The organism is Parasutterella excrementihominis YIT 11859, from assembly GCF_000205025.1.
GTDB classification, from domain to species: Bacteria; Pseudomonadota; Gammaproteobacteria; order Burkholderiales; family Burkholderiaceae_F; genus Parasutterella; species Parasutterella excrementihominis.
This window is the reverse complement of record NZ_GL883730.1, coordinates 17,251-40,820: the sequence shown is the minus strand read 5'-3', so window position 1 is coordinate 40,820 and position 23,570 is coordinate 17,251. Positions and strand designations below refer to the sequence as shown.

Here is a 23,570-nt window from a genome sequence, read left to right as displayed (position 1 = left end):
TCAGAAATTGAAGATATTATTTTCTTTTGAGACAAAGCCTGTCGACGCCGAAGCACCGAACCATTCTGTAAGCAGTGAGGCGAATTCATCACGAGCTTTGATAACGTCGTCATCGTTGGTTCCGATGAAACCATCAAGCGGAATCAGGTATTCCGTGGTGAGGTTGGTGATTTTTCCGTCATCGCTTTGTCGCCAAATGAATCGACGCGTTTTCACCTGATGTCCAGAAACGTAAACAAGTTCTCCCTCCGGAACGGCTTCATCCGTCAGAGTTCCCATCGGTCTGAAAAGGTCCCCCGCTTCAGAAAATCTGACTGCGATTGAGTTCTCTTGTGCGTTTGCTAAATCATGGGCACCGACGGCCAGCAGATACTTCAAAGAGATGGCATTTCCAAGATCAACGATTGGGTCGATCTCGGGGAGCACACCGCTTTTCTGTACTCTTCTAGACAGAGCCTCGATAGAACACATAAATTTATTTGGATTTATTCCAGCCTTTTGTAGGGCGGAACGGTAGGCAGAAATGTTTTTGGTTTCTCTTAACGCAACACCTTGAGACTGATGAAAGAACCGTTGAAGTTCTTTTCTGAATAGTTCGCTTACTGCGTTGGCCGCGCCCTCTTTGTTTGGAATGGAGGCGCGGATGACGCCGACGCAATAATCGGGGAGAACCTCAAAAACTTTTTTTTCCACACTGAAAGAATTATTCATTTTTTTGCCTCACTGGTATCTGAATTTCTGTCACGTAAAGGTTTTGATCGGAAGTGAACCCTGAATCGATCAAGGTTATTTCTCGGGAAAAATCGGTAATTTCTAAGTTATTTGCGGAGATGAATTCCAATAACTTCGTGTAGGCAGCAGGAGCTTCTTTGTGGAGGCCCTTAAAGCGTGTGACGACGCCGAGCTGAGGAGGTGTAGTGAGAACTTTCCCTGAGAAGGAATCTTCCTTATCAAGCATCAAAAAAACGAAGTCGTATGTCTCCAGGCTGCCTTCTTTGAGATGATTTTTCGAAATGCCGAGACCGACTTTGCCTAGAAAAACCAATGAGTCTTTTTGATTTTTCTCTAATTCTTGTACGGCCATTTCGAGATCGTCATTATCAGGGTTGACGAGTTTCGTTTCCAAAAGCAAGAACTTTTGTTTGTCGAGCGTCACGAGCTGTATTTCATCGATCGGACTACCGAGTGCGTCCTTGATGCTCTGGATTCTTCTTTCTAACTTTCTTTTTGTTATTTTCAGCTCTCTTTGTTTGGCGGCAATTTCCATCTTTTGAGCTTCGAGAAGTTCAAGTATCCCTGAAACGTTGCGATCCCTTAGAAATTCTCCGATTGCTTCGAGTGTCATGCCCAATGATCTGAGATACCTTATGGTGTGCAGGACTTCAAGCCGTGAGAACTCATAGAATCGATAATTTGTTTCCGGGTCAACAAATGAAGGTTTAAGTAGACCTAGGCTCTCGTAATGACGTATTGTTCCCGGCGTTACATGAAAAACTGTCGCAAGCTCTCCAATGGAAAATAAGCCTTTTCTTTTTACTTGAAATTTCATGCCGGATTCTCTTGATGCAAACTATTGAAAAATTATTAACCTTACAATTATTGTAGAGTCAAACTAACTTATTTATTAATTAATTCATTGATTTAAAACATTATTATCTATTACTCTATATTGTTTTTCTTTGTGCCGTAAAAAAATTGCTCTATTGATAAAACAGAAGAGAAGAATGGATGGGATGTAATAAAAGGAGGTATCAGATCTCAAAGATCTAGATACGAACACGGCCTTGTTTGGCCGACAAAATTTTGGCATGGTCGGTCATAACTAAAAACATCTTAGGGGGCACACGTACGTTACGGTTTTTTCACTATTAATCTATAATTTTTTCACGAATAGACAGTGAGATAACACTGTTAGGTGAATTTAGAATAACGTGGGTGCTCATAAAGACCGATGACTCAGACGGATATCAAACCGTTTACTAAAGAAGATCTCGAGAAGGCAGATGTGCAGCTGCTTCGTGACGGTCGGTGGGGAAATGCCCGGGTGTCAGTGGCTAACATCAATGGTAAGCGCTGGACAATCAAAGACTTTTCCGATCGCCGTTGGCTTGTAAAAAACAGTTTTGCTAAGTTTGTGCTTTGGCGTGAACTGAAGGCGGTCCGCAAGCTTCACGGCCTCGAAGGCGTTCCGACAGAAGCCTTCATGGTGACGCCGCATATGCTTGCGATTGAATATATTCCCGGCCGCGTTTTAAACCGTGTTCCGAAGGAAGAGGTTTCTCCGACTTTCTTGGAAGAATGCGAGGAGATTATTCGGTCGATCCATGCCCGGCATCTGGTTCATTTGGATACCCGCGGGACCAGCAACTGGGTCATGCAGGTCAACGGAAAGCCCGCGTTGATTGATTTTCAGGCAAGCGTAGATACGCAAGGTCTTCCTCAAAAGATTCGTTCCTTTATGGAAGACATGGATATCGGCGGTGTTTATAAGAAGTGGAAGAAGTATTGCCCGGATGAGATGGGCGAGTTCCGTGAGAAGGAAAATGAACGCATTGCCAAGCTCAGAAAACTCTGGGTTCTTCGCGGGTACTTCGGCGTGAAAAAGCGCAATGCCAAACACGGCAAGCCGATTGACAACTAATTAACGAACACTATAACCAGCTTATTTTTATGGCTCAATTTGTATACACAATGAACCGCGTGGGCAAAATTGTTCCGCCCAAGCGACAAATTCTTAAGGACATTTCTCTGTCTTTCTTCCCGGGCGCCAAAATCGGCGTCTTAGGTTTAAACGGCGCCGGTAAATCCACGCTGCTCAAGATTATGGCCGGTGTGGATACTGAGATTGAAGGCGAAGCCATTCCGATGCCCGGCATCAAGATCGGTTACCTGCCGCAGGAGCCGGTTCTTGATCCTGAAAAAACCGTTCGCGAAACGGTTGCCGAAGGCCTAGGCGACATTTTCGATGCCCAGGAAAAGCTCAACAAAGTCTATGAGGCTTATGCCGATCCCGACGCTGATTTTGACGCCTTAGCTGCCGAGCAGGCTCGGCTTGAAGCCATCATCGCTACCGGCGGTACGAACGCCGATACGCAGATGGAAATTGCTGCTGACGCGCTTCGTCTTCCGCCTTGGGATGCCAAGATCGGTAATCTCTCCGGCGGTGAAAAACGCCGTGTGGCTCTCTGCCGTCTGCTGCTCTCCAAGCCGGACATGCTCCTCTTGGACGAACCGACCAACCACCTGGACGCAGAAAGTGTGGATTGGCTTGAACAGTTCCTGCAGCACTTCCCCGGAACCGTGGTTGCCGTGACCCACGACCGTTACTTCCTGGACAACGCTGCCGAGTGGATTCTCGAATTGGACCGCGGACACGGTATTCCCTGGAAGGGCAACTATTCCTCCTGGCTTGATCAGAAGGAACAGCGCTTAGAGCTCGAGCAGAAGAAAGAAGACGCCCGCATCAAGGCAATGAAGCACGAGCTTGAATGGGTTCGTCAGAATGCCAAGGGCAGACAGGCCAAGAGCAAGGCTCGTCTGAACCGCTTCGAAGAAATGTCTAGCTACGAATACCAGAAGCGCAACGAAACCAACGAAATCTTCATCCCGGTGGCTGACCGCCTCGGCGATAAAGTCATCGAATTCAAGAATGTTTCTAAGGGTTTCGGCGATCGTCTCCTGATCGATGATCTGAGCTTCTCCATTCCTCCCGGAGCCATCGTCGGCGTGATCGGTCCGAACGGCGCCGGTAAGTCCACGCTCTTCAAGATGATCACCGGTAAAGAAACTCCGGATTCCGGTGAAATCGATATCGGACCGACCGTCAAACTCAGCGCGGTTTCTCAGACCAGAGAATCTCTCCCGAACGACAAGACCGTTTGGGAAGCGGTTTCCGACGGTTTGGACATTCTGAAAGTCGGTAAGTTTGAGATGCCGAGCCGTGCTTATCTCGGCCGCTTCAACTTCAAGGGCGGAGATCAGCAGAAGATCGTCGGAACGCTCTCTGGCGGTGAACGCGGACGTCTCCACATGGCCAAAACGCTTCTTGCCGGCGGCAACGTTCTTCTCCTTGACGAACCGTCTAACGACTTGGACGTTGAAACACTGCGTGCTCTGGAAGAAGCGCTGCTGGAATTTGCCGGCTGCGCTATGGTCATTTCTCATGACCGCTGGTTCTTAGACCGCATCGCTACACACATTCTGGCTTTTGAAGGCGATTCCAAGGTCGAATTCTTCGCCGGCAACTATACGGAATACGAAGCAGACAAGAAACGCAGACTCGGAGATGCGGCAATACCGCACAGACTGCGCTTCAAACCGCTCAAGAGCTAAGGGTCAAAATGACCATTGTTCAAGGGAAAATTTCTCTTGACGACCGGGGCTGTGCATACAGCCCCGAGTTCGGCGATGTTTATGCATCCAAAGACGGGGCTTATGAACAGTCCCGTTTTGTTTTTTTAGGCGGAACCCAGCTGCCTGAAAGATGGCAGGGCAGAGATCAGTTCACGATTGTTGAGAACGGGTTTGGACTCGGCACAAACTTCTTGACGACGCTTAAGGCATGGCGGGAAGATCCGCAGAGAAGCGGCAAGCTGTTTTATTTGGCGATAGAAGGCTTTCCGCTCCAAGCGTCGGACATTAAAACATTCGCCTCTTTAAGCCTTAAGGCTGAAGCTGAAGAGCTGGCAGCTAAATGGCCGACCCTGACGCCGGGTGTACATCGTCTGACATTCGATGAAGGGCGCGTCGTCTTAGATCTTTACTTCATGCCGTCTTCTGCAGCCGTCAAGAAGCTTTCCGGCGCTTTTGATGCTTTCTATCCGGACGGTTTCTCGCCGAAGAAAAATCCCGAGATGTGGGAGCCGAGACTTCTCAAAGCAATCTGTTCGCACGCTCGAGAAGGTGCCACACTTGCGACTTGGTGTGTAGCTTCGGCCGTCAGAAAAGCTTTTACGGAAGCAGGATTCACGATCCAAAAGGTTCCGGGTTTCGGGCATAAGTCAGAAATGACCGTCGGCCGCTTTGAACCTAAGTTCAAGCATCGCCGCTCAACGACATTTTTAAATTCAGCCGAAAAACCTCAGTCAGCTATTGTCATCGGGGCCGGACTTGCCGGTTCGGCGGTGGCTTGCGAGCTGGCACGCCGCGGCGTCCAAGTTCAGGTCGTCGATGCCGGTCCCGTCGGTGCTTCCGGCGCCTCAGCGCTTCGCTGGGGCGTGGTGCATGCTCAGCCTTCAGGTGACGATAATCAGCTGTTCAGGCTGACAAGGTCGGGTTTGGAGATGCTGCGGGAAGAGTTGCTCTGCTATCCGGAGTTGGTCCGGACTGAGGGGCTTTACCAGATGGCCAGAGATGGAGCCGAACTTCAAAAATGGCAGCAGCAGTTTGCTCAGTTAAAGCCGTTCAGTTTTCCGAAAGATTTCCTCCGACTGATGTCAGCAGAGGAAGCCGAATCAAAAATCGGTCTTAAGCCTCGATTAGGCGGTCTCTGGCACGAAGGCGCCGGTATCGTTGCTGTGGCTGAATGGGTTAGAGCGCGTCTGAACCGCTCGGGTGCTTCCTTGCTGTTTAACACTCGGGTCGGCTCTCTGTCGAAGCAAGGAAAAAATTGTCAGGCCAAAGATGCCTTCGGACAAATCATTGCTGAAGCAGATGCGGTCGTTGTGTGCTGTGCGGCTGAAACCGCTAATCTTCTTCCCGGAATCGAACTTCCGTTAACCCGATGGAAAGGCAGATTATCTCTTCTCTGCGAGGGCGCCTTAACGGATTTAAAAGGCGCGGTAACAGGTCCGGGTTATGCCATTCACAGTCCTGATGATTGGATCGGTGTCGGTGCAACCTATGAAAGCGCTGACAAACAGATGTCTTCAGAAGAAGCACACGGCAAAAATCTTTCTCATTTGACGGATCTATTTCCGCAGCTAACTGAAGCTGACGCGGCTGGATTTTATGAAGGGTTTCGATGTGTTGCACCGGATCGACTGCCGGTTGTCGGACAAGTTCCGGCAGCGGAAGGCTTTCCGAATGCGACAGGTATTTACGTGAGCTGTGCTATGGGGTCTCGAGGTACCGTGTTCAATGAACTTGCCGCTAAAGTCATCGCAGCGCAAATGTTTAATGAGCCGATTCCGTTGGAGGCCGATCTTCTGTGTGCGATTGATCCAGGCAGATTTTTCAAAAAGCCTCGGTAAACGGAGCATTGTTGAGCCTGCGGTCGGCTCGTAGAATATCAGCCACAACAAACCTCAAAAACTACAATCTATGACCGCTCAAACCAAGGGACTTCTTGCCGCTGTCGGCGCATACCTCTGCTGGGGCTTTATGCCTTTGTACTGGGCTTTATTCGGAGGTGTGCGAGGTTGGGAAGTCATCGGTCACCGAGTACTTTGGTCTCTGATTTTGATCTCGGCATTTTTGATGCTAATCGGGCGGTTTTCTGAGATTTTCAGTACGCTTCGTACTTTCAAAAAGCAACCGATTCAGTATTTCAATTTATTTGCTGCGGCTGCGATTGCGGCGATCAACTGGTGGATCAATGTCTACGCGGCAACATCTAACCAAGTTGTCGAACTTGGCATCGGCATGTTCCTAACGCCTTTGTTTACTGTCGCGCTGGGCGTAGTGTTTTTTAGAGAGCGGCTGAGCCGATTAAAGCAGCTGAGTGTATTCCTGCCATTCCTCGGCGTGTGCATCATGATCTACACACTCGGCCGCATGCCTTGGATCGCATTGGGTGTTTCTTCTTCATGGGCGCTTTATGGGGTCTTTAAAAAGCGCCTCGGGATTGACCCTTGGGTGAGCAATGCCTTAGAAGCCTCTCTCATGCTTCCCTTTGCCATTGCCTACCTGTTTTATCTTGATGCGAACGGCGTCGGCGCATTCCTTGCCGGCGGAACCTACATCACGATTCTTCTCATCAGCGTGGGGCTTGTGACGTCCGTGCCGATGATTGCTTTCTCGGCTGCGGCCAATGTTCTTCCGCTGACGATCCTTGGATTCATCCAGTACATGAATCCGATCCTTACGCTAATTGTCGGATTGGTTTTCTTCCATGAGCCGTTCAATCACCAGCAACTCATTCCTTTGCTGTTTATTTGGGCTGGAATTCTGACTTTCATCTATAGCGAATTTAAAGAAAAGGCGGCGAGGAAGGTTCAGGCTGCGCGGGCTTAAATTCGGATTCGAGCCAGAAAAAGAATGCGCAACTAGGTATCAAAACTTCCCGTGAAAAGACTATAGATTGCACGCTAACTGCCTGAAGGAACGTCAAAAATCACTTATCATTACGCCTTGCTTTTTTGTTTTGGTCGGTGTTTTCTATGTTTATCGTCTCTCGTTATCGAGCTCCGTGGGTCGCTTTTGCTTTTATCGCAGTGGTGTCGATCGGTGCCTTCATGCGCTTTCAGCAAAGTGCGGAAACCGACGCGAAAAACTTAGAACTCGACCGAGCAGAGTTTCAGCTTTTTAAAAAAGATTTAGCTCCGATTAATTTGCCCGAGAAGATGATGAATTCGACAGTTCTTTTCGAGCTGTTCCGCTGCGGTGTTCGTTCTATTAACGAAGCCGGCTACTGCAATAAGATCGGAGAGGATTTTTTCAGCCAGCTGTCTGACGAACAAAAGAAAGCCATTCGTCCGATTTTCAATAAATATTTCAGTAACCGTCCCGTCAGGTAGGCAGTATTCTCATGGATTGGATTCTTTATTTAAAAGCCGTCATTCTCGGTATCGTTGAGGGTTTGACGGAGTTTTTGCCGGTCTCTTCCACCGGTCACTTGATTGTTGCCGGCAGCTTACTTGACTACACAGGACAGGAAGCAGATACCTTTTACATCGCGATTCAGGCCGGCGCTATCTTTGCGGTGTGCTGGCACTATCGTCAGCGCCTGATTGATATCTGTTTGGGCCTTTTCTCCGATAAAGTTCAGCAGCGTCTGGCAATCAACACTATTGTTGCCTTCCTGCCCGCAGCGGTGATTGGCGTATTGGTAGCAAGCTATATTAAGAAATGGCTGTTTAACCCGATTGCGGTCGCAACGGCCTTAGTTGTAGGCGGCGTGATCATCCTCATCGTTGAATACTTCCAAGATAAGAAGACTTACAAGCCGCGCGTAGAGACGATGGACGATATGAGCTGGAAAGACGCTCTGAGGGTCGGTTTTCTGCAGTGCTTGGCCATGATCCCGGGCACCAGCCGTTCCGGCGCAACCATCATCGGCGGTCTTTGCATTGGCTTGTCCAGAAAGGCAGCGACGGAATTTTCTTTCTTCCTGGCAATCCCGACGATTTTCGGCGCTACAGTTTATGACCTTTGGAAGTCCAGAGACGTACTGACAGCAACAGCGCTTCCGATGATTTCCGTGGGTTTCGTCGTGTCATTCTTCTCCGCACTCGTCGTGGTCCGCTGGCTGCTTCATTACGTTTCTAAGCATGACTTCTCCGCATTCGGCTGGTACCGAATCTTTTTTGGCGGCGTCATTCTTCTGACGTGGTGGACCGGACTGGTTCAGTGGTAACGAGTCAAAAGAAACGATCCAAACCAAACGGCGCCGAGGCGCCGTTTGGTGTTCCTGAGGCCTTAAATCTTGCGGAAAACGAAATCCCAACAGCCGTGACCCAAACGGTTGCCGCGTTCATTGAATTTTGTCGTCGGACGCTTAATAAGCGGATTTTCCGGCTGGGGAGCGGCTCCTTCGTGGAGGTTTTCTAATGTCGGCTCTGCAGATAAGACTTCCAGCATCTGTTCGGCATAGTTTTCCCAGTCGGTGGCGCAGTGGAAATAGGCGCCTTTTTTCATTTTCGGAACGAGAAGTTTTAAGAAGCTCTCGTTGATCAGACGGCGCTTATGATGACGGGCTTTTCTCCAAGGATCCGGGAAGAAGATATGCAGGCCGTCTAAGGAATTGTCTTCGAGCATGTCTCTGACGACTTCCACTGCGTCATGACGGAAAATACGGACGTTTTTGAGGTTCATGTCATGAAGACGTTTGCTTAGGGCGCCGACGCCGGCAGCAAATACCTCGCAGCCGATGAAATTGATTTCAGGATGAGCCTGTGCAATCGCAGCAGTGGTTTCGCCCATGCCGCAGCCGATTTCCAGGACCAGCGGATTGTTGTTTCCGAATGTCTTGACCGCATCGAACATTTGATTGGCGTCATAGGGAATTTCATACAGTGGAAGCAGTTCTTCCAGCGCTTTTTCCTGGGCGTTGCTGATGTGCCCGCGGCGCATGCAGAAGCTGCGGATATGACGTTTTTTCAGTTCTTCGATTTGTTCGGGAGTCAGCGGTTCTGTTGACATGTGAAAGGGTCCTTAATAAAAGCGAGGCTCAATTTTAGAAAATTAAGACGTGATTGTCTGCGATATTTTCTTGAAGTTACAGGCGGTTATAGATTAAGTATTGTTTGTTCAAGAGTTAACTGCGTGAAGTCAAAGTAGGAATGAGAAGGATTTTTCGATATGCCTAGGCATGCCTAAGAACACACGTTGTATGCCGTTTAGTGGTGGTGGAGATACTGATGGGTGACGTGCAGTCGGCTCTTGTAGAATGTCCGCAAAGGATCGAGCCTATGACAACCTACAGCAAGAGAGAAAAACTCAAGCCGCTTATAAGAATCGTGGATGATAACCAGGCGATTCTCAACTCATTGACCTTCATGCTTACTTGTGAAGGATATGAAGTTGCGTCATTTAGCTCGGCAGAAGCTTTTTTGGCCGGAGATACACCCAGCCGAGAGGGTCTGCTGATTTTAGATGTTCAAATGCCGGGGTTGTCGGGATTGGAGCTGTTTAAGGTTCTCAATATGAGGGCTTATAAACTGCCGATTATTTTTCTGACGGCCCACGCAGATGTTGACATGGCTGTTGCGGCAATGCGGGAAGGCGCCTGCGATTTTCATCAAAAACCGATCAATCCTGAGACATTGCTTCCTGCGATTGCCAGAGGTTTAGAAAAAGCTCGCATCAGCAAGAGCGGCTTAGGCGATATCAAAGAGGAAGTTGAACGTTTTAAAGCACTGACCGAGCGGGAAGAGCAAATTTGCCGCTTAGTCGCAAAAGGCCTTGTTAGCCGTGAGATTGCAGAGCGTTTAGTGATTTCTCAGAGAACCGTTGATCACCACAGAACGGCGGCACTTTCCAAATTGAACATCCGAGAGCCCGCAGAGCTTGCTTTGTTTTTCGAAAGAATCGACGCATGGCGCAAGAGCGCCGGCCACGCGGGTCAGAACTTATTCTGAAGAACCGGGATTCTCATCGGCTTCCGGCAGAAAAATAACTGCCTTCAGACCATTCTCCGGACCTCTGAAAAATTCCAACTGACCTCCGTGATTCTCGACAATCAGCCGCACGATAGATAAGCCGAGCCCTAAACCGTCGATCTTTGAACTGGATAAGACGGAGCTGAGTTTTTCAAAAGCCTCATCGCTCAGGCGCGGACCGTTGTCGCTGACGCTAATGGCAATTCGTGGCGAACCGCCGGAGGACTTTTCCTTATGAACGGAGACGCTAACAGACGGATTCTTTTCAGAAGAAACGGCGTGGAGGGCGTTTTTCAATAAATTTTGAACCGCAAGTTCGAGCTCCGTCTTGTCGCTCCAGATCTTGTCGTCTCTGCCCTTAAGCCCTGAAAAAGTTACTTTAGTAGGAGACAGCATGGCCTCATTGAGCGTGTTGACGGCTTCAAGAACAATCTCATTGGCATTTAACAAAGAACGAGGCTGACCTTTTTTGCGCGCATAGGAGCGAACTTTTTCAAGGATAGACTCTGCAGTTTTAGCCTGAGATTTAATGGCACCTATGCCGGAACTCAGCATTGCGGAATTTGCCGGATTGTTTTGGTCTAGAAGCCTTTCAATTCCGTGGAGGTACCCGCTAATCGCTGAGAGCGGCTGCCTGAGTTCATGAGCGACGATCAAAGACATTTGACCGACAACACCAGTCTTTTGCAGGGAGGCCATTTTTTCCTGCGCGCGTCTGGCCTTTTCTTCCAATCTCCTTTGGTTTTGAAAAGATTCTCTGAGCTGGCGTGTCCGTTTTTCAACTAAATAACCGGTTCGAATATTGTGCGCAATGCCCGTGGCCAAGAGAACTAGACCTAAGAGACACCAGGGCCAATACATATCCCAGAAACGTTTCAGGTTCCACTCTCGAAGATAGGCATAAGGTCCTCTGCGAATTTGCTTGTACATAGCATCCGCCCCTGAGTAGTCACTGGCCACGGTCCAATGGAGTCCGCCTGGGTTAGACGGAAGTGAAAACAGCTTGAGAACTACTCGGCGGGAAAGCTCAGGCGAGAGGCGCGGTGTTGCAGCGATTGTCCAGTTGGGATAAAGATCGGTTGAAGTTAGACAGCGCTCAGACTCTCCGACATCTTTAACTAGGAGCGGCTTGATATCGTCAACGTTGTCTCCTTGTTTCTTCAAGTTTTCCAACAGGCAATTTCGAATAATGCCGATATCTGCCTGATTATTCCGAAGTTTGGTCAGGACGGCCGGCATGTCGTAGTGCGTATAGATTTCAGAGCTGAAGAAATGATCTGGGTCTTGGCCTCTCTGAGCCAACTCTCCCAGAGCTAAGTCGTGGCCGGCAAATCCATTCGGGCCTGTGGCTGCAAGCCGTTTTCCTTTCATGTCTTCCAGCGTGTTGATATCGTTCCGGCTTTTTAGTGTGACAAAAAGACTGCCTTCCGCTTTGTTGGGGTCGGGATGCAGATCTGAAGCGACAGTCGCTAAATCTCGAAGACCTTTGTTCGGCATGCGAAGATATGTTCCTGTTGAGCCAAGGACGAGATCGGCATCTTTGATGTCTTCCGGGTTTCCGGAAAACAGCACCGCACGGAAGTTGTTCGGGCCGAAAACTTCTTGGAGGGCACGGAAAGTCTGAGGAATGATGTCTTCTTGACCGTTCGGACGTGCCAGCGGGGACACCAGCATCGTGATGAAGGGGCTGTTCGGATCCGGTCTCCCGAATGGCTTAACGAGTACTTCCGAGGGCGAAACTGATTCTTCCGATAAAGCGGACAGAGATAAAACGCACAGACAAAGAAGAGTAAGAGTTCTCAGAAAAGTCTTCATATGACCATCAAACCGAAGCGTCGGATGTTTTCAATTTAAAAGAGAACGAAGCTCATGAAAATTGGCAAAAGCGACTAATTGACGATAGTTTGACAATAGACAATATGCCTAGGCATGTCTCAAAAACATAATGCATTCAATCGGACAAGAAAATAGTTCGTTACTTCCTCTAAACAAACAGGAATACATTATGGTCTCAAGAAGAAACATGCTGAAAACAGGTCTGACCGCCGTGTTCGGAGCCTGTGCCGTCCAGACAGCCTCTGCTTCCGAAGTACAGCAGAAGTCTCAGAACAATTTTGATGTCGTTATTCTCGGTGCCGGTACCGGTGGCTTAGTCACTGCCATTGAAGCGGCCGATCTCGGACTGAAGCCCGTCGTCTTAGAAAAAATGGAATGCAGCGCTGGAAACTCCCTGTATGCATCTGGTGGTATTGCAGCCTGGGGCACCTCTCAGCAAAAAGAAGAAGGCAGGAACGAAACGAAAGAGTCTTTCAGAGAAGACATGATGAAGGTCTCCGAATATCGTGCCGACCCGGCCCTTGTTGGCGCCTATGTCAACCATATTCCGGAAGACTTCGAATGGCTCAAAAAGCAGGGTGTTAAGTTCTCGAAGATCGGCAAGAAGCCCTGGCCACTTAATTATCGAATGCACAATGTGGACGGACAGGGTTTGACGGGCGGTGCTCGTCTCGTCCGCTATCTGCTCGAAGCCTGTGAAAAGCGCAATATTCCGATTATCTACAACACTAAGGCCATCGAACTTTTAACGAACGACGCAGGCCGCGTAATCGGTGTCAGAGCCCAGGGAGATCTTCACAAGACGGACTATTTTGCTAAGGACGGTGTAGTGATTGCGACCGGCGGTTTCTCCGCAAATCGTGAACTGCTTTGCCGTTATATGGGCGGTCCGCTTTCTCGCCTGGTTCTTCGCGGATCCCCGTATGTAACCGGGGACAACCTTATGCTCACCGCACCGGTCGGAGCGCAGCTTGTTCATATCGACCAGTTCCACTGCGGCCCGATCGTTGAGGAAACGCACGCTAATCCGAACTTTGTGATCGATGCCGGACAAGGTATTGATGTGGATGTGCGCGGTCATCGCTTCATGGACGAAATCTATACCTACACTCAGAAGTCTATGGCTACGGCAACCAAGACGCCGGAAAACATGGCTTATCACATCATCGATGCTCACTGGCCTAAAGCCGAAAGCGCTGCGAAGAAGTTCCTGGCAATGAACACCAAAGTCCTGGTTGCTCAAACGCCGGAAGAGCTCGCCAAGAGAATGGGCGTCGATCCGAAGGTTATTCTTTCGCTCTTCAAAGAGTACAACGACGCGCTTGCCGCCAATAAATTGAAAGAACTGAATCCTCCGTGTTCTTTGAAGGAACCTCAGCCGTTAAATAAGGCTCCTTACTACGCTTTCCCGTTCCAAGGCGGTATTACAGCAACATTCGGCGGTCCGAAGATTAACGCAAACGCTCAGGTGATCAATAACGAAGGACGAGTGATTCCGGGACTCTATGCTGTCGGAAACGCAGCCGGCGGTCTGTTCTACGGAAACTACATCGGCGGAACACAGTTGGGAGGCGCAACGGTCTTCGGAAGAATCGCCGCCCGAAAGATGGCCTCTCTCCATAAAAACAACTGATAAAGGAATCTGAAAATGAAACACCTCTTAGTGCTCGTGTTATCCGCGCTCACCGCCTCTGTTGTTTTTGCACAGCCTTACACAGCAGACCGCCATCTTGCTCGGAAGGTTCCCTGTCAGGCTTGCCACGTGACCGGCGACACTTCGGTTCCAGTCCGAAAACAAAACTGCTTAGCCTGTCATCAGAGTTATGAAGTGGTTGCGCAGAAAACTAAAGATCTGAAACCGAATCCTCACTTCAACCATTACGGCGAACGTGATTGCTCAACCTGCCATTCAGGACACAAACCAAGCGTGACATCCTGCAATCAATGCCATAAGTTTGATTTGAAGACGCCGTAAAGGTTTCTAAGTTTGAAATTTCGACGCCGGCACGTTCCGGCGTTCTGTTTAAGCTCGTGAAATTTAGAATTTGACAGCGTTGTCTCGATGTTATATTTGGTCTTATTGCGGAGAGAAAAAGATCGTTCTAATGTTAACGACCTATTGCCCGTCTCGAAGAGTGTCGTCTGCTCTTAATCATCGACGGTATTCCATAACGAAATTTGTAAGCAAAACGCCTCGCCTCTTTACTGTTTGTCTTTTTATGACTTTGTAGCCCCGCTTTTCAAAAAACGGTTTTGCGGTGATGGACGCGTGAGTAAAGACGTTTCCTTGGACCGCTCCTTCTAACTTATTACAAATAGCAGTTCCTATTCCCATTCTTTGATAATCAGGGCGGACGAATAGCCGATCAAGATAGCCGTTCTCTTCTATATCCCCGAACCCTACGATCGTCCGATCGTCAATTGCGACAAAACTAATGTGCTTTTCAAAGTCACGATTCCAGTCCTTTAGATTTCTGGACCTGGGCGCCCAAGCGTCCAATTGCTCCTTTGAATAATCCTTTGCATTTGCAGTGTGAACTGTAGAGTAAAAAAGTTCTGCAAGGTCAGCACAGTCAGAAGCTTGATATTTTCTAATAAGGAGCATTGATTGGGTTTTTTATGGTGGATTTGGACGGCGTGGCGACTCCCTAAACACGTACACTGTTGGAGAAAGGAAACCGGAGGGAGAACGGGAACTGGAGCGGGTGAGGGGAATCGAACCCCCGTCGTAAGCTTGGGAAGCTTCTGCTCTACCATTGAGCTACACCCGCATTCGATAGAGCAAGATTGTACTCGAAATTTCACAAATTATTTCAGGCTTCGAAAAGTTCTATTCACGTGCTTTCTCTCATATGGCGCCCACCGCTTATGTGCAAGAATTAAGCAAACTAACTTCAACATCAGATCTCATGTCCTCTATTGCTTTGGTTTATTTCTCTCCTACGGGAAACACTAAGAAAGCGGTTTCTTCGATCGGGGAGCTCCCGTGTGTCACTGTCAAGACCTTCGATATCACAGGCAACGTAGAAGTTCCGGAAACCGATCTCAGCGGTTTTGATTTTGTCGTTTTCGGGGCGCCGGTTTATGCAGGACGAATCCCAGCCTGCAGCGTAGATCGTTTTAAAAAGATGAAAGGAAGCGGTACTCCTTGTGCGTTAGTGCTTACTTACGGCAATCGAGCTTACGAAGATGCCCCAAGAGAGCTTGGTGACATTGCTGAGGCTAACGGTTTCAGGATCAAGGGAGTGGCTACAATGGCGTCCCAACATACTTATGGGCAGATCCAGTTAGGTCGTCCGAACAAAGACGACATTGCCGAGCTTCAGGAATTCTATTTTCATATGCTGGCCAAAGCTGAGGAGCCTGAGACAGTGATTCCTCCGGGAAATTATCCTTATAAGGTCGTTGAAACTAAAGCCAAATTTAAACCGACGACCAACGGTAATTGCTTGGCTTGCGGGATGTGTATCAGAGATTGTCCGGTCGGAGCGATCGAAGAAGATATCAAGACGGTAAACGACAACTGTATCGGTTGTATGCGCTGCGTTAAGAATTGTCCGATGAAAGCGAAGTCGGTTGTTGCAGATGCATTCTCAGATTTTGAAAAACTCCTCTCGGAACGCCTCAAGAACCGTAAAGAAAACGAATTCTTTGTGTGAGGATTGCGTACCTCAAGCGGCTGAACTTAAGGCCAATTGAGAAGCAACTCGGAGAAAAAACAAACCCGGCGTATCGAGAAGAACGCCGGGTTTGAAATTGTTGGGGATCGGTTAGCGGTGAGAAACTCTTCTGACCATCCAATCGCCGAAGCTCTGCAGACTTTGGACGAAGACAATCAAAATGATGACAACAGCTGCCATGACTTCAGGCATGAAGCGCTGATATCCGTAACGAATACCCATGTCGCCTAAACCGCCGCCGCCAACGGCACCGGCCATAGCGGAGCTGCCGACCAAAGCAACAAAGGCGATGGTGAGGCCGGCAAGGATGCCGGGCATCGCTTCCGGAATAAGCACTTTGCAAATGATCTGAGTGTTCGTAGCGCCCATAGACTGAGCAGCTTCAATCAGGCCCTTGTCGACTTCACGCAGACTGGTTTCGACCAGACGAGCGATGAGCGGAGCAGCGGCAATCGTCAGGGGAACGATGGCAGCAACGGTACCGATGGAAGAGCCGACGATTAAGCGCGTAAACGGAATGATGGCAACCAACAGAATGATGAACGGCGTCGAACGCACGGCATTCACAACAGTGCCGATGATGCGGTTGACGTACGGCTTGGGCATGATGCCTTTGGGAGACGTGACGAACAGGAAGACGCCCAAAGGAATACCGATCGCAGCGCCGAGTCCGCCGCTCACGCCGACCATTAGAATGGTTTCAAGGAAAGATTCCCAAAGAAGATTGATGATGTTAGATGACATTTGTGAGCTCCTCGACGCGAACGCCTCTTTCGGCGATGTAGTTCAATGCCTGACGGAAGTTTTCTGTGGTTCCTTCCATCACGATCGTGAGAGTTCCGTAACTTTCGCTTTGGATCTCATCCACCTGTCCTAAGAGGATGTTGAAGTCCAGATCGAATTTGGAGCAGGCGCGGGAGAGGACCGGTTCGGTCGTTGAGCTGCCGACGAACGTCAAACGAATGAGATGATTCTTGCGTCCGTTTTCGCCCGGTGTGTTCAGAACTTTCTTCACACGCTCGACCATGCTTGCCGGAATTGTGCGGGCAGCAAGAGCCGTGCCGAGCATCGCCTGAGTAACTTCGTTCTTCGGGTCGCGGAAGACCTCGAGCACGGCGCCTTCTTCGACAACGACGCCTTTATTCATCACGACGACGCGATTGCAGATCTGTTTCACTACGTCCATTTCGTGCGTGATCATGACGATCGTCAGACCGAGCTCCTTGTTAATCTTCTTGAGGAGCTGAAGCGTTGCCTGAGTGGTTTCCGGGTCAAGAGCAGAAGTGGCTTCGTCGGAAAGAAGAATCTTCGGATCGGAAGAAAGCGCACGAGCAATACCGACGCGCTGTTTCTGACCGCCGGAGAGCTGAGACGGATACTTGTTGACGTGTTCGCTTAAGCCGACAAGTTCAATCAGCGGCATTACTTTTTCGCGAATCTTATCCTTCGGCATTCCTGCAAGTTCCAGAGGAAGCGCAACATTGCCGTAGACGGTACGGGAGGAGAGCAGATTAAAGTGCTGGAAGATCATACCGATCGAGCGTCTTTCCTCACGCAGTTCGGATTCCGACATCTTGGTCAGATCCTTGCCGTCGACGATGACGGACCCGGAAGTCGGGCGGTTGAGAAGGTTGATGCAGCGAACCAGCGTGCTCTTACCGGCGCCGCTTCGGCCGATGATGCCGAAGATATCGCCGGGTTTGACGTGGACGTTTACATCCTTACAGGCAAAGAATTTTCCTTTACCGTCAGCAGTATCGTATTCCTGCGTTATGTGTTTTAACTCAATCATTTAATTTATATCCCAGGGCGAGGTTCTGACACCTCGAGGTCCTGCCCTTTCAGCAGGACAAATCATTTCTACGCGGACTTTGCAGTCAATGGGCACAAAGTAATGTCCACGGGAAATTATCCTTGATTCTTTTTAAAGAATTCTTATTTTTCGGAAAATATTTCATTAGTTTTGTTAAAAAGGAAAAGTTTCAATCTTCGGATTTCTTCTCAGAGCCAGCGGGCCCGGCGCTTATACGTTTACGAAAGGTTAAACAGTTGTGCCCAAGAGCAAGAAAAAATTGTGTGCAGAAAAGGAGAACCGATGTGCTCTCGATCGGTATCCGAAGGAGAGACAGCATCGGTTCTGCTGAGGTTGCTTTATGGCCGGTACTTTTCGCCGACCCTTAAACTAAAGTGGTCTGAGCAGGTTATTTCGAAAGAATATGTTCGGCTGCGCGACGTCCGCTCCAAACACCATGAGGCGTGCCGGAGTCGTATGTAAGCTCGCCAACCGCATAGAGATTCGGAATTACCTTACCGTCTGCCTTGACGCACTGCATGAAGTCGTTGACGTCAACACCTCCTACGCTTACCTGTGTACCCGGAAGAATGGCCGAGGCATAGTAAGGAGGTGTAGAGAAGTCGGTCTTCATGTTGATGCTGCGGCCGAAATCTAGATCTTTGCCGTTGCGAACAAATTCCGCATAACGTTTGATCGTCTTTTCTAAGTTTTCCGGCGGAATGCCGATTTTTTGAGCGAGCTCAGGGATTGTTTGGGCTTCTACGAAATAGCCGCTCTTCAAGAAACTTTGAAGGCGTTTGGACGCTTTCATAGACTTACCGTCAATGATGACGAAGCTCTTTCCTTCCGGCTGCTCCAGCATTGCTTTGGCCATCTTTGTGTAATCCGGCCAATAGTCATTGCAGAAGCGGTCTCCTTTCAAGTTGACCATGATGCCGCCTTCCAGCCGAGCAGCACTCATGGAAATGTTTTTTCCGCCCTGAGAGTGAATAGAAGGGTTAAGGCCGACTTCTCCTGCATTTTTGATGTTCACGCCGTACTTCTCTGTGAGGATGAGACCGTCACCGGTTGAGCTCACGGCAGTTGTGGTAGGCAAACCTTTCCACTGAGGAGCGTATTTGGAAATCAATTTTTGGTTCTGATTGAAACCGCCTGTTGCCAGAACTATGTTATCGGCAAATACCTTGTATTTTTCTTTGCCATTTTCTACAACAACACCTACCGCTTTCCCATCTCTAATTATTAAGTCAAGAACTTTACTGTTCATCTTCACTGGGATAGAAAGTTCTTTGGCCCTTGCGCTTAATACCTTCATTAACCGCACGCCTAGAGAACTTCCGTCGGAAATGCCCATTTGATAATCGCTGACCGGACGAGTTAGGCCGGCGCCTAAGCTGTTCAACCAATCAATAGATTTTTGCGAGTCGAACATTCTTTGTGCTGTACGCGGGAGCATTTCGGAATTTCGGCCGGTTTTCGCTGTTCTTTGGATGTAGTCAGGCACAGATAGCTCTTTACCGTTAGCAACTTGATCCTTCGTTCCCACGGAAACAAAGTATTGCGCAGCCAAGTTCGTGGTGCCTCCCATGAAAGGCATTTTTTCAAGAACTAAGACATTTTGTTTGTGCTCTTTGAGCAGGATCGCAGTAGTGAGACCTGAAACACCGCTTCCGACAATGACTGTCCCTGTATGAATGTCTTCAAGCGCAACGGCGTATCCGGGAATAAGAACAGAGGTCAAAACTGCAGCAATAATCGTTTTATGCATGTGATTTCTCCTTGGAAGTTACAGGGATATTCTTGTTGAGGAGAAATAGATTGGAAACTTAGAATAATTAGAACGAATCGATCGAAGAATTAGAGCTATGAATATCAAACAACTTCAGATCCTAGACGCGGTTGTGCGCCTTGGTTCATACCGTAAAGCAGCCGCTCAGCTGCGCTGCTCTCAATCGACAATCACGTTTCAACTAAAAAACTCGAAGATTCTTTGGGATGTTTTCTTTTCGAGAAAACCGGCCGTCACATGGTTTTGACACCTGCCGGGCAGGCAGCCCTCAAAGAAGCACAGAAGATATTGGCCAGTCATTCGGTGCTAATGAATCTCAAAGGCTCAAAAGCTTCTCTTACCGGAAGACTTAAGGTCGGAGTGAATGAAACACTTCTCGAATTCATGCTGATCGACGTGATTAAGGAGTTTCGACTTTTGGCGCCGGAAGTATTCTTTGAAGTAGAGATTCTGGATGCCTACCGGTTAAAGACGAAAGTGAAGGATTCGGAGGTAGACATCGGGATTACTTTTAATACAGGAGACTATCCGGCTCCATTGATTGCTCTGCCTTTGACGGCAAGTCCGCTCGGTCTCTTTGCCTCACCGACATTATCAATAAGCGAAAGTTGTTTCTTCCTTCCCGGTTTAGCGCCGGAACTGCCCCTCATCACAGGGAGTGTTAAAAGCGGTCCGTATAAATTTTTTAAGCGGTTTTTGGATGGACGCGGTATTCGTTTAGGAAAAACTATGCAAGTGGGTAATGTGCATATCGTTAAAGCGCTTCTTGAAGGAGGATTGGGCGTCTCCTATCTCCCTAAAATCTGTGTGGAGAAAGAACTTGCTAGAGGATCGCTTGTTGAGGTACTGACCGGGCTGGGTGAAATCGACTTAGGCGTACTTCTTCTCAAAAATGCCAACAAAGAGGAATCGGCGGCTGCCAGCCTACTGTCGAAAATGATTCGGACGAAACTTTTGGATCCGAATTTAAGAACGAAGGATTTTTTCGAACGAACCTGCCTGATGAAGCGGAAGTTCGAATAAAAGAAAATGCCCGGAAGTCTTTCGACTACCGGGCTGAATTCTGGTGGGGGCACAGGGATTCGAACTCTGGACCTACGGATTAAGAGTCCGCTGCTCTACCAGCTGAGCTATACCCCCATAATTGGTGGGCTGTGCAGGACTCGAACCTGCGACCAATGGATTAAAAGTCCACTGCTCTACCAACTGAGCTAACAACCCTTTATTTCGATCTCTGTTTCGCTCCGAAGCGCGTCTCATCAATCGAGAAATCGAATACTACACAGGTTTTTTCGGTTCGTCAAACCAAAACTAAAAACAGTGAATCTATGAGACATAAATTGACGTATACGCCTTTACTATGACTACAACAGAAAAATGAGTGAAGAGATTTGATTCGGCCTTGTTAAATTAAATTTTTTCGCTAGTATTAGACAACCTAGGTCAGTTTCGTCTGATCGGAAAATGATTAGGAAATAAAGATGGCAGAAAAGAAAAAAGTTAAACCGCCCGTTGAACAGCTCGTGGATGCGGATGCTCGTAAAAAAGCCCTAAAGATGGCCTTGGATCAGATTTCCAAGCAATTCGGCAAGGATGCGATTCTGAGCATGGGCAGCCAGCCTGACCAAAATCTGGATGTTGTTTCTACCGGCTCCTTTACTTTGGACTTAGCACTCGGCGTCGGCGGTCTTCCCCGCGGACGTATCGTTGAAATTTACGGACCGGAGTCTTCCGGTAAAACGACCCTGACGCTTCACATTCTTGCTGAAATGCAGAAGCTCGGCGGAACCTGCGCTTTCATCGACGCAGAACACGCATTAGACGTTAAGTACGCCAAAGCCCTCGGCGTTAAAGTGGACGACTTGCTCCTGTCTCAGCCGGACAGCGGTGAACAGGCTCTTGAAATTACGGACGCTTTGGTTCGTTCCGGTGCCGTTGACCTCGTCGTTATCGACTCCGTGGCGGCTTTGGTGCCTCGTTCTGAAATTGAAGGCGACATGGGCGAAGCCCTACCCGGTCTCCAAGCTCGTTTGATGAGTCAGGCACTCCGCAAGCTTACTTCCAGCATTAAGAAGTCCAACACACTGGTAGTTTTCATTAACCAGGTTCGTCAGAAGATCGGTGTGGTTTATGGTTCTCCGGAAACGACCACCGGCGGTAATGCACTTAAGTTTTACGCCACGATCCGTATGGATATCCGCCGTACCGGCGGTATCAAACAGGGTGATGAAATCCTTGGCAACGAAACTCGTGTGAAGGTTGTTAAGAACAAAGTCGCGCCTCCTTTCAAACAAGCTGAATTCGAGATCATTTACGGCCAGGGCATCTCCCGCGAAGGCGAGATTATCGACATCGGTACCGATATGGATATCTTCAATAAGTCCGGTGCTTGGTACTCTTATCAGGGCAACAAGATCGGTCAGGGTAAAGCGGCAGCCAGAGAATGGCTGAAGTCCCATCCTGAAGAAATGAAGATGATCGAAGAACAGATCAAGGCCGCGATCAAGGGCAAGGATCACGAAGAAGATTCGGCCGAAGAAGTCGTGACCAAAGAAACTGAAGAAACTTACGAAGACGCTCAATAATGTTTGATCCTGCTGACCGCAGAAAGCAGATCTTATACAAGGCGGTAGCTGCTCTTGCTCGTCGAGAGCGCTCCCGCCTCGGCCTTTATAAGAAGCTGTCGGAAACTTTTAATGAAGAAGGCGATAAGGAGTTGATTAACTCCGTCCTTGACGAGCTCGTCAATAAAAAATACTTGTCTGATGAGCGGTACGCTCGTATTCAGGTTTTGACGCGCAGCGCCAGATACGGTGACCGCAAGCTCTTCTGGAACCTTCAGAGGGATGGCGTGTCTCGTGAAATTGCTGAAGAGGCATTGAAGCAGAACGAAGAGTCGGAATACGACCGAGCACTCGTGCTTTGGAAACGAAAATTCGGGATGCCGCCCGGGGACTACAAAGAACGCGCTAAACAAATCCGCTTCCTTGCAAGTAGGGGGTTTACCTTTAAAACTATTGAAAAAGTCTTGAATTGCGAACTTCCTGGTCAATTACCTCGGCCTAAAGGCCGAGGCTTGAAAAAGCCTCTAGTTGACTAGCCTCAGGCCGTCGTTTGGCGGATTACGTTGGTCGGGAATCTATATATAGGCACCGCGGGATGCAGATCCTAGTCTCGCGCTCTGCGGCCGATGGTTAAAAGCTCTGAGAGGTAGGAGCGGTGCTGTCGGCTTGAAACCCCTTCCAACATTGGCGAAGGATCACAACCGGTCGAAAGACCGTGGAGCAAAACTTGAGAGTATTTGTGTTAAACAAACGCGGAAAGCCGCTGATGCCTTGTTCACCGGCAAAAGCGCGCCATCTGCTTAAAGAGAAGAAAGCTATTGTGAAGAGGCGAACGCCTTTCACTATTCAGCTGACGATTGCAACGGGTGAGTCCAAACAGCCGGTGAGTCTAGGTGTTGACGCCGGGTACAAACATGTCGGACTGTCCGCATCAACGGAAAAGGCTGAACTTTATGCATCCGAAGTCGAGCTCCGTCAGGACATCACCGATCTGCTCTCTGCTCGTCTTGCATTACGGCGATCTCGTCGAAATCGTAAAATGCGCTACCGCGCACCGAGGTTCGACAACCGCATCCGCACCAAGCGCAAAGGCTGGCTTGCTCCGTCGGTTGAAAACCGAATCAACGCGCACTTGTCGCGCATAGAAGCGGTTCTTTGACTGCTGCCCGTCACGAAGATCACCGTGGAAACGGCGTCCTTCGACATGCAGCTGTTGAAGAATCCTGACATTGCGGGGAAAGAGTACCAAGAGGGCGAACAGCTCGGCTTCTGGAACGTCCGCGAGTATGTTCTTTTCCGAGACGGACACGTTTGTCATCATTGTTACGGCAGATCGAAAGACCCTGTGCTCAATGTTCATCACTTGGAAAGCAGACGTACGGGCGGAGATTCACCCGGCAACCTGATTACGCTTTGTGAGACGTGCCATAAGGCGCTTCATCGTGGCGAAATTACACTGAAGGCTAAGCGCGGACAATCGTTCCGTGCAGAAGCCTTCATGGGAATTATGCGCTGGGAGGTTTTGAACCGCCTAAAGGCGTCGCATCCTGAGCTGGAAGTGAACAACACCTACGGCTATTGGACTAAGCACGCACGGATCGCGAACGGCATCGCTAAGTCGCATTGTGCGGATGCTTTCTGCATCGC

At 49.0% G+C, this 23,570-nt stretch carries 23 protein-coding genes, 3 tRNA genes and 1 pseudogene; 16 read left to right on the top strand and 11 right to left on the bottom strand.

The genetic code is table 11. From position 1 onward, the window contains the following. Complete coding sequence (locus tag HMPREF9439_RS08535; RefSeq protein WP_008864547.1) at positions 1–711, bottom strand: B3/B4 domain-containing protein; 711 nt, start codon at positions 709–711, stop codon at positions 1–3. Next, positions 704–1,549 (bottom strand): MerR family transcriptional regulator, encoded by an 846-nt coding sequence (locus tag HMPREF9439_RS08530; RefSeq protein ID WP_008810520.1) that lies wholly within the window; start codon positions 1,547–1,549, stop codon positions 704–706. The genes HMPREF9439_RS08535 and HMPREF9439_RS08530 overlap by 8 nt, the downstream gene beginning before the upstream one ends. A 402-nt stretch (positions 1,550–1,951) precedes the next feature. Here HMPREF9439_RS08530 and HMPREF9439_RS08525 point away from each other — a divergent pair, with 402 nt between their 5' ends. From HMPREF9439_RS08525 to HMPREF9439_RS08500, 6 genes are all read left to right on the top strand, one after another. Further along, the gene (locus HMPREF9439_RS08525) at positions 1,952–2,641 is read left to right on the top strand and encodes a BUD32 family EKC/KEOPS complex subunit (protein ID WP_008810521.1); all 690 of its coding nucleotides are present in this window, start codon (positions 1,952–1,954) and stop codon (positions 2,639–2,641) included. A 29-nt stretch (positions 2,642–2,670) separates the two neighbouring features. After that, positions 2,671–4,332, top strand: a complete 1,662-nt coding sequence (ettA, locus tag HMPREF9439_RS08520; protein WP_008810522.1) for an energy-dependent translational throttle protein EttA — start codon at positions 2,671–2,673, stop codon at positions 4,330–4,332. Between the two features lie 8 nt (positions 4,333–4,340). Next, positions 4,341–6,191: a bifunctional tRNA (5-methylaminomethyl-2-thiouridine)(34)-methyltransferase MnmC2/FAD-dependent 5-carboxymethylaminomethyl-2-thiouridine(34) oxidoreductase MnmC1 gene (gene mnmC / locus HMPREF9439_RS08515; protein WP_008810523.1), complete on the top strand. Its 1,851-nt coding sequence runs from the start codon at positions 4,341–4,343 to the stop codon at positions 6,189–6,191. A 70-nt stretch (positions 6,192–6,261) separates the two neighbouring features. Beyond that, the gene (gene rarD, locus HMPREF9439_RS08510; RefSeq protein ID WP_008810524.1) at positions 6,262–7,173 is read left to right on the top strand and encodes an EamA family transporter RarD; all 912 of its coding nucleotides are present in this window, start codon (positions 6,262–6,264) and stop codon (positions 7,171–7,173) included. A gap of 146 nt (positions 7,174–7,319) precedes the next feature. Then, positions 7,320–7,676 (top strand): hypothetical protein, encoded by a 357-nt coding sequence (locus HMPREF9439_RS08505; protein WP_008864546.1) that lies wholly within the window; start codon positions 7,320–7,322, stop codon positions 7,674–7,676. Between the two features lie 11 nt (positions 7,677–7,687). Further along, positions 7,688–8,515: an undecaprenyl-diphosphate phosphatase gene (locus HMPREF9439_RS08500; RefSeq protein ID WP_008810526.1), complete on the top strand. Its 828-nt coding sequence runs from the start codon at positions 7,688–7,690 to the stop codon at positions 8,513–8,515. A 62-nt stretch (positions 8,516–8,577) separates the two neighbouring features. On the opposite strand, the gene trmB is transcribed toward HMPREF9439_RS08500, so the two are convergent. Then, entirely contained in the window at positions 8,578–9,300 is a 723-nt protein-coding gene (gene trmB / locus HMPREF9439_RS08495) for a tRNA (guanosine(46)-N7)-methyltransferase TrmB (RefSeq protein WP_008864545.1), read from the bottom strand. Between the two features lie 269 nt (positions 9,301–9,569). On the opposite strand from trmB, the gene HMPREF9439_RS08490 reads away from it, so the two are divergent. Then, positions 9,570–10,238 carry a response regulator transcription factor gene (locus tag HMPREF9439_RS08490; protein ID WP_008810528.1) on the top strand — a complete coding sequence of 223 codons (669 nt, stop codon included), beginning with the start codon at positions 9,570–9,572 and terminating at the stop codon, positions 10,236–10,238. Here the strand turns inward: HMPREF9439_RS08490 and HMPREF9439_RS08485 are convergent. After that, entirely contained in the window at positions 10,230–12,074 is a 1,845-nt protein-coding gene (locus HMPREF9439_RS08485; RefSeq protein WP_118631612.1) for a sensor histidine kinase, read from the bottom strand. The two genes, HMPREF9439_RS08490 and HMPREF9439_RS08485, sit on opposite strands and share 9 nt — an antisense overlap. A gap of 190 nt (positions 12,075–12,264) precedes the next feature. Between HMPREF9439_RS08485 and HMPREF9439_RS08480 the strand changes: the two genes are divergently transcribed. Further along, the gene (locus tag HMPREF9439_RS08480; RefSeq protein ID WP_008810530.1) at positions 12,265–13,728 is read left to right on the top strand and encodes an FAD-dependent oxidoreductase; all 1,464 of its coding nucleotides are present in this window, start codon (positions 12,265–12,267) and stop codon (positions 13,726–13,728) included. A gap of 15 nt (positions 13,729–13,743) precedes the next feature. After that, positions 13,744–14,070: a cytochrome c3 family protein gene (locus HMPREF9439_RS08475; protein ID WP_008864541.1), complete on the top strand. Its 327-nt coding sequence runs from the start codon at positions 13,744–13,746 to the stop codon at positions 14,068–14,070. 177 nt (positions 14,071–14,247) lie between these two features. Here the strand turns inward: HMPREF9439_RS08475 and HMPREF9439_RS08470 are convergent, their stop codons facing one another. Both HMPREF9439_RS08470 and HMPREF9439_RS08465 read right to left on the bottom strand, forming a co-directional pair. Beyond that, positions 14,248–14,700 (bottom strand): GNAT family N-acetyltransferase, encoded by a 453-nt coding sequence (locus HMPREF9439_RS08470; protein WP_008810532.1) that lies wholly within the window; start codon positions 14,698–14,700, stop codon positions 14,248–14,250. 92 nt (positions 14,701–14,792) lie between these two features. After that, positions 14,793–14,866 (bottom strand) — tRNA-Gly (locus tag HMPREF9439_RS08465). Between the two features lie 138 nt (positions 14,867–15,004). On the opposite strand from HMPREF9439_RS08465, the gene HMPREF9439_RS08460 reads away from it, so the two are divergent. Next, positions 15,005–15,754 carry a 4Fe-4S binding protein gene (locus HMPREF9439_RS08460; RefSeq protein ID WP_021867480.1) on the top strand — a complete coding sequence of 250 codons (750 nt, stop codon included), beginning with the start codon at positions 15,005–15,007 and terminating at the stop codon, positions 15,752–15,754. Positions 15,755–15,865: 111 nt separating this feature from the next. On the opposite strand, the gene HMPREF9439_RS08455 is transcribed toward HMPREF9439_RS08460, so the two are convergent. The 3 genes from HMPREF9439_RS08455 to HMPREF9439_RS08440 all read right to left on the bottom strand — a co-directional run bounded on the left by HMPREF9439_RS08455 (position 15,866) and on the right by HMPREF9439_RS08440 (position 19,338). Beyond that, on the bottom strand, positions 15,866–16,519 hold the full coding sequence (locus HMPREF9439_RS08455) for a methionine ABC transporter permease (RefSeq protein ID WP_008864539.1): 654 nt from the start codon (positions 16,517–16,519) through the stop codon (positions 15,866–15,868). Continuing rightward, on the bottom strand, positions 16,509–17,567 hold the full coding sequence (locus tag HMPREF9439_RS08450) for a methionine ABC transporter ATP-binding protein (protein WP_008864538.1): 1,059 nt from the start codon (positions 17,565–17,567) through the stop codon (positions 16,509–16,511). Before HMPREF9439_RS08450 ends, HMPREF9439_RS08455 begins: the two co-directional genes overlap by 11 nt. A 409-nt stretch (positions 17,568–17,976) precedes the next feature. Then, the gene (locus HMPREF9439_RS08440; protein ID WP_008864536.1) at positions 17,977–19,338 is read right to left on the bottom strand and encodes an FAD-dependent oxidoreductase; all 1,362 of its coding nucleotides are present in this window, start codon (positions 19,336–19,338) and stop codon (positions 17,977–17,979) included. 97 nt (positions 19,339–19,435) lie between these two features. Here HMPREF9439_RS08440 and HMPREF9439_RS13115 point away from each other — a divergent pair, with 97 nt between their 5' ends. Then, a complete protein-coding gene (locus tag HMPREF9439_RS13115) occupies positions 19,436–19,606 on the top strand; it encodes a LysR family transcriptional regulator (protein WP_008864535.1) in 171 nt (56 codons plus the stop codon). A 137-nt stretch (positions 19,607–19,743) separates the two neighbouring features. Continuing rightward, the gene (locus HMPREF9439_RS08435; RefSeq protein ID WP_244862419.1) at positions 19,744–20,382 is read left to right on the top strand and encodes a substrate-binding domain-containing protein; all 639 of its coding nucleotides are present in this window, start codon (positions 19,744–19,746) and stop codon (positions 20,380–20,382) included. A 41-nt stretch (positions 20,383–20,423) separates the two neighbouring features. Here the strand turns inward: HMPREF9439_RS08435 and HMPREF9439_RS08430 are convergent. Then, positions 20,424–20,499: transfer RNA gene (locus HMPREF9439_RS08430), tRNA-Lys, on the bottom strand. Between the two features lie 5 nt (positions 20,500–20,504). Beyond that, positions 20,505–20,580, bottom strand: a tRNA-Lys gene (locus HMPREF9439_RS08425). Positions 20,581–20,840: 260 nt separating this feature from the next. Between HMPREF9439_RS08425 and recA the strand changes: the two genes are divergently transcribed. The 4 genes and pseudogenes from recA to HMPREF9439_RS13500 all read left to right on the top strand — a co-directional run. Next, positions 20,841–21,944, top strand: a complete 1,104-nt coding sequence (gene recA, locus HMPREF9439_RS08420; RefSeq protein WP_008864533.1) for a recombinase RecA — start codon at positions 20,841–20,843, stop codon at positions 21,942–21,944. Beyond that, entirely contained in the window at positions 21,944–22,459 is a 516-nt protein-coding gene (locus HMPREF9439_RS08415; protein WP_008864532.1) for a regulatory protein RecX, read from the top strand. Before recA ends, HMPREF9439_RS08415 begins: the two co-directional genes overlap by 1 nt. A gap of 179 nt (positions 22,460–22,638) precedes the next feature. Further along, a pseudogene (gene iscB / locus HMPREF9439_RS13505) lies at positions 22,639–23,118 on the top strand (RNA-guided endonuclease IscB); the annotation flags it as partial. 9 nt (positions 23,119–23,127) lie between these two features. Continuing rightward, on the top strand, positions 23,128–23,570 hold a 443-nt coding region (locus HMPREF9439_RS13500; protein ID WP_008864530.1), incomplete at its 3' end, for an HNH endonuclease.

Bases quoted from the DNA above. Each gene is read 5' to 3' on its own strand.
- HMPREF9439_RS08535 (WP_008864547.1), bottom strand. From the start codon at position 711: ATGAATAATTCTTTCAGTGTGGAAAAAAAAGTTTTTGAGGTTCTCCCC.
- HMPREF9439_RS08530 (WP_008810520.1), bottom strand. From the start codon at position 1,549: ATGAAATTTCAAGTAAAAAGAAAAGGCTTATTTTCCATTGGAGAGCTT.
- HMPREF9439_RS08525 (WP_008810521.1), top strand. From the start codon at position 1,952: ATGACTCAGACGGATATCAAACCGTTTACTAAAGAAGATCTCGAGAAG.
- ettA (WP_008810522.1), top strand. From the start codon at position 2,671: ATGGCTCAATTTGTATACACAATGAACCGCGTGGGCAAAATTGTTCCG.
- mnmC (WP_008810523.1), top strand. From the start codon at position 4,341: ATGACCATTGTTCAAGGGAAAATTTCTCTTGACGACCGGGGCTGTGCA.
- rarD (WP_008810524.1), top strand. From the start codon at position 6,262: ATGACCGCTCAAACCAAGGGACTTCTTGCCGCTGTCGGCGCATACCTC.
- HMPREF9439_RS08505 (WP_008864546.1), top strand. From the start codon at position 7,320: ATGTTTATCGTCTCTCGTTATCGAGCTCCGTGGGTCGCTTTTGCTTTT.
- HMPREF9439_RS08500 (WP_008810526.1), top strand. From the start codon at position 7,688: ATGGATTGGATTCTTTATTTAAAAGCCGTCATTCTCGGTATCGTTGAG.
- trmB (WP_008864545.1), bottom strand. From the start codon at position 9,300: ATGTCAACAGAACCGCTGACTCCCGAACAAATCGAAGAACTGAAAAAA.
- HMPREF9439_RS08490 (WP_008810528.1), top strand. From the start codon at position 9,570: ATGACAACCTACAGCAAGAGAGAAAAACTCAAGCCGCTTATAAGAATC.
- HMPREF9439_RS08485 (WP_118631612.1), bottom strand. From the start codon at position 12,074: ATGAAGACTTTTCTGAGAACTCTTACTCTTCTTTGTCTGTGCGTTTTA.
- HMPREF9439_RS08480 (WP_008810530.1), top strand. From the start codon at position 12,265: ATGGTCTCAAGAAGAAACATGCTGAAAACAGGTCTGACCGCCGTGTTC.
- HMPREF9439_RS08475 (WP_008864541.1), top strand. From the start codon at position 13,744: ATGAAACACCTCTTAGTGCTCGTGTTATCCGCGCTCACCGCCTCTGTT.
- HMPREF9439_RS08470 (WP_008810532.1), bottom strand. From the start codon at position 14,700: ATGCTCCTTATTAGAAAATATCAAGCTTCTGACTGTGCTGACCTTGCA.
- HMPREF9439_RS08460 (WP_021867480.1), top strand. From the start codon at position 15,005: ATGTCCTCTATTGCTTTGGTTTATTTCTCTCCTACGGGAAACACTAAG.
- HMPREF9439_RS08455 (WP_008864539.1), bottom strand. From the start codon at position 16,519: ATGTCATCTAACATCATCAATCTTCTTTGGGAATCTTTCCTTGAAACC.
- HMPREF9439_RS08450 (WP_008864538.1), bottom strand. From the start codon at position 17,567: ATGATTGAGTTAAAACACATAACGCAGGAATACGATACTGCTGACGGT.
- HMPREF9439_RS08440 (WP_008864536.1), bottom strand. From the start codon at position 19,338: ATGCATAAAACGATTATTGCTGCAGTTTTGACCTCTGTTCTTATTCCC.
- HMPREF9439_RS13115 (WP_008864535.1), top strand. From the start codon at position 19,436: ATGAATATCAAACAACTTCAGATCCTAGACGCGGTTGTGCGCCTTGGT.
- HMPREF9439_RS08435 (WP_244862419.1), top strand. From the start codon at position 19,744: ATGCTGATCGACGTGATTAAGGAGTTTCGACTTTTGGCGCCGGAAGTA.
- recA (WP_008864533.1), top strand. From the start codon at position 20,841: ATGGCAGAAAAGAAAAAAGTTAAACCGCCCGTTGAACAGCTCGTGGAT.
- HMPREF9439_RS08415 (WP_008864532.1), top strand. From the start codon at position 21,944: ATGTTTGATCCTGCTGACCGCAGAAAGCAGATCTTATACAAGGCGGTA.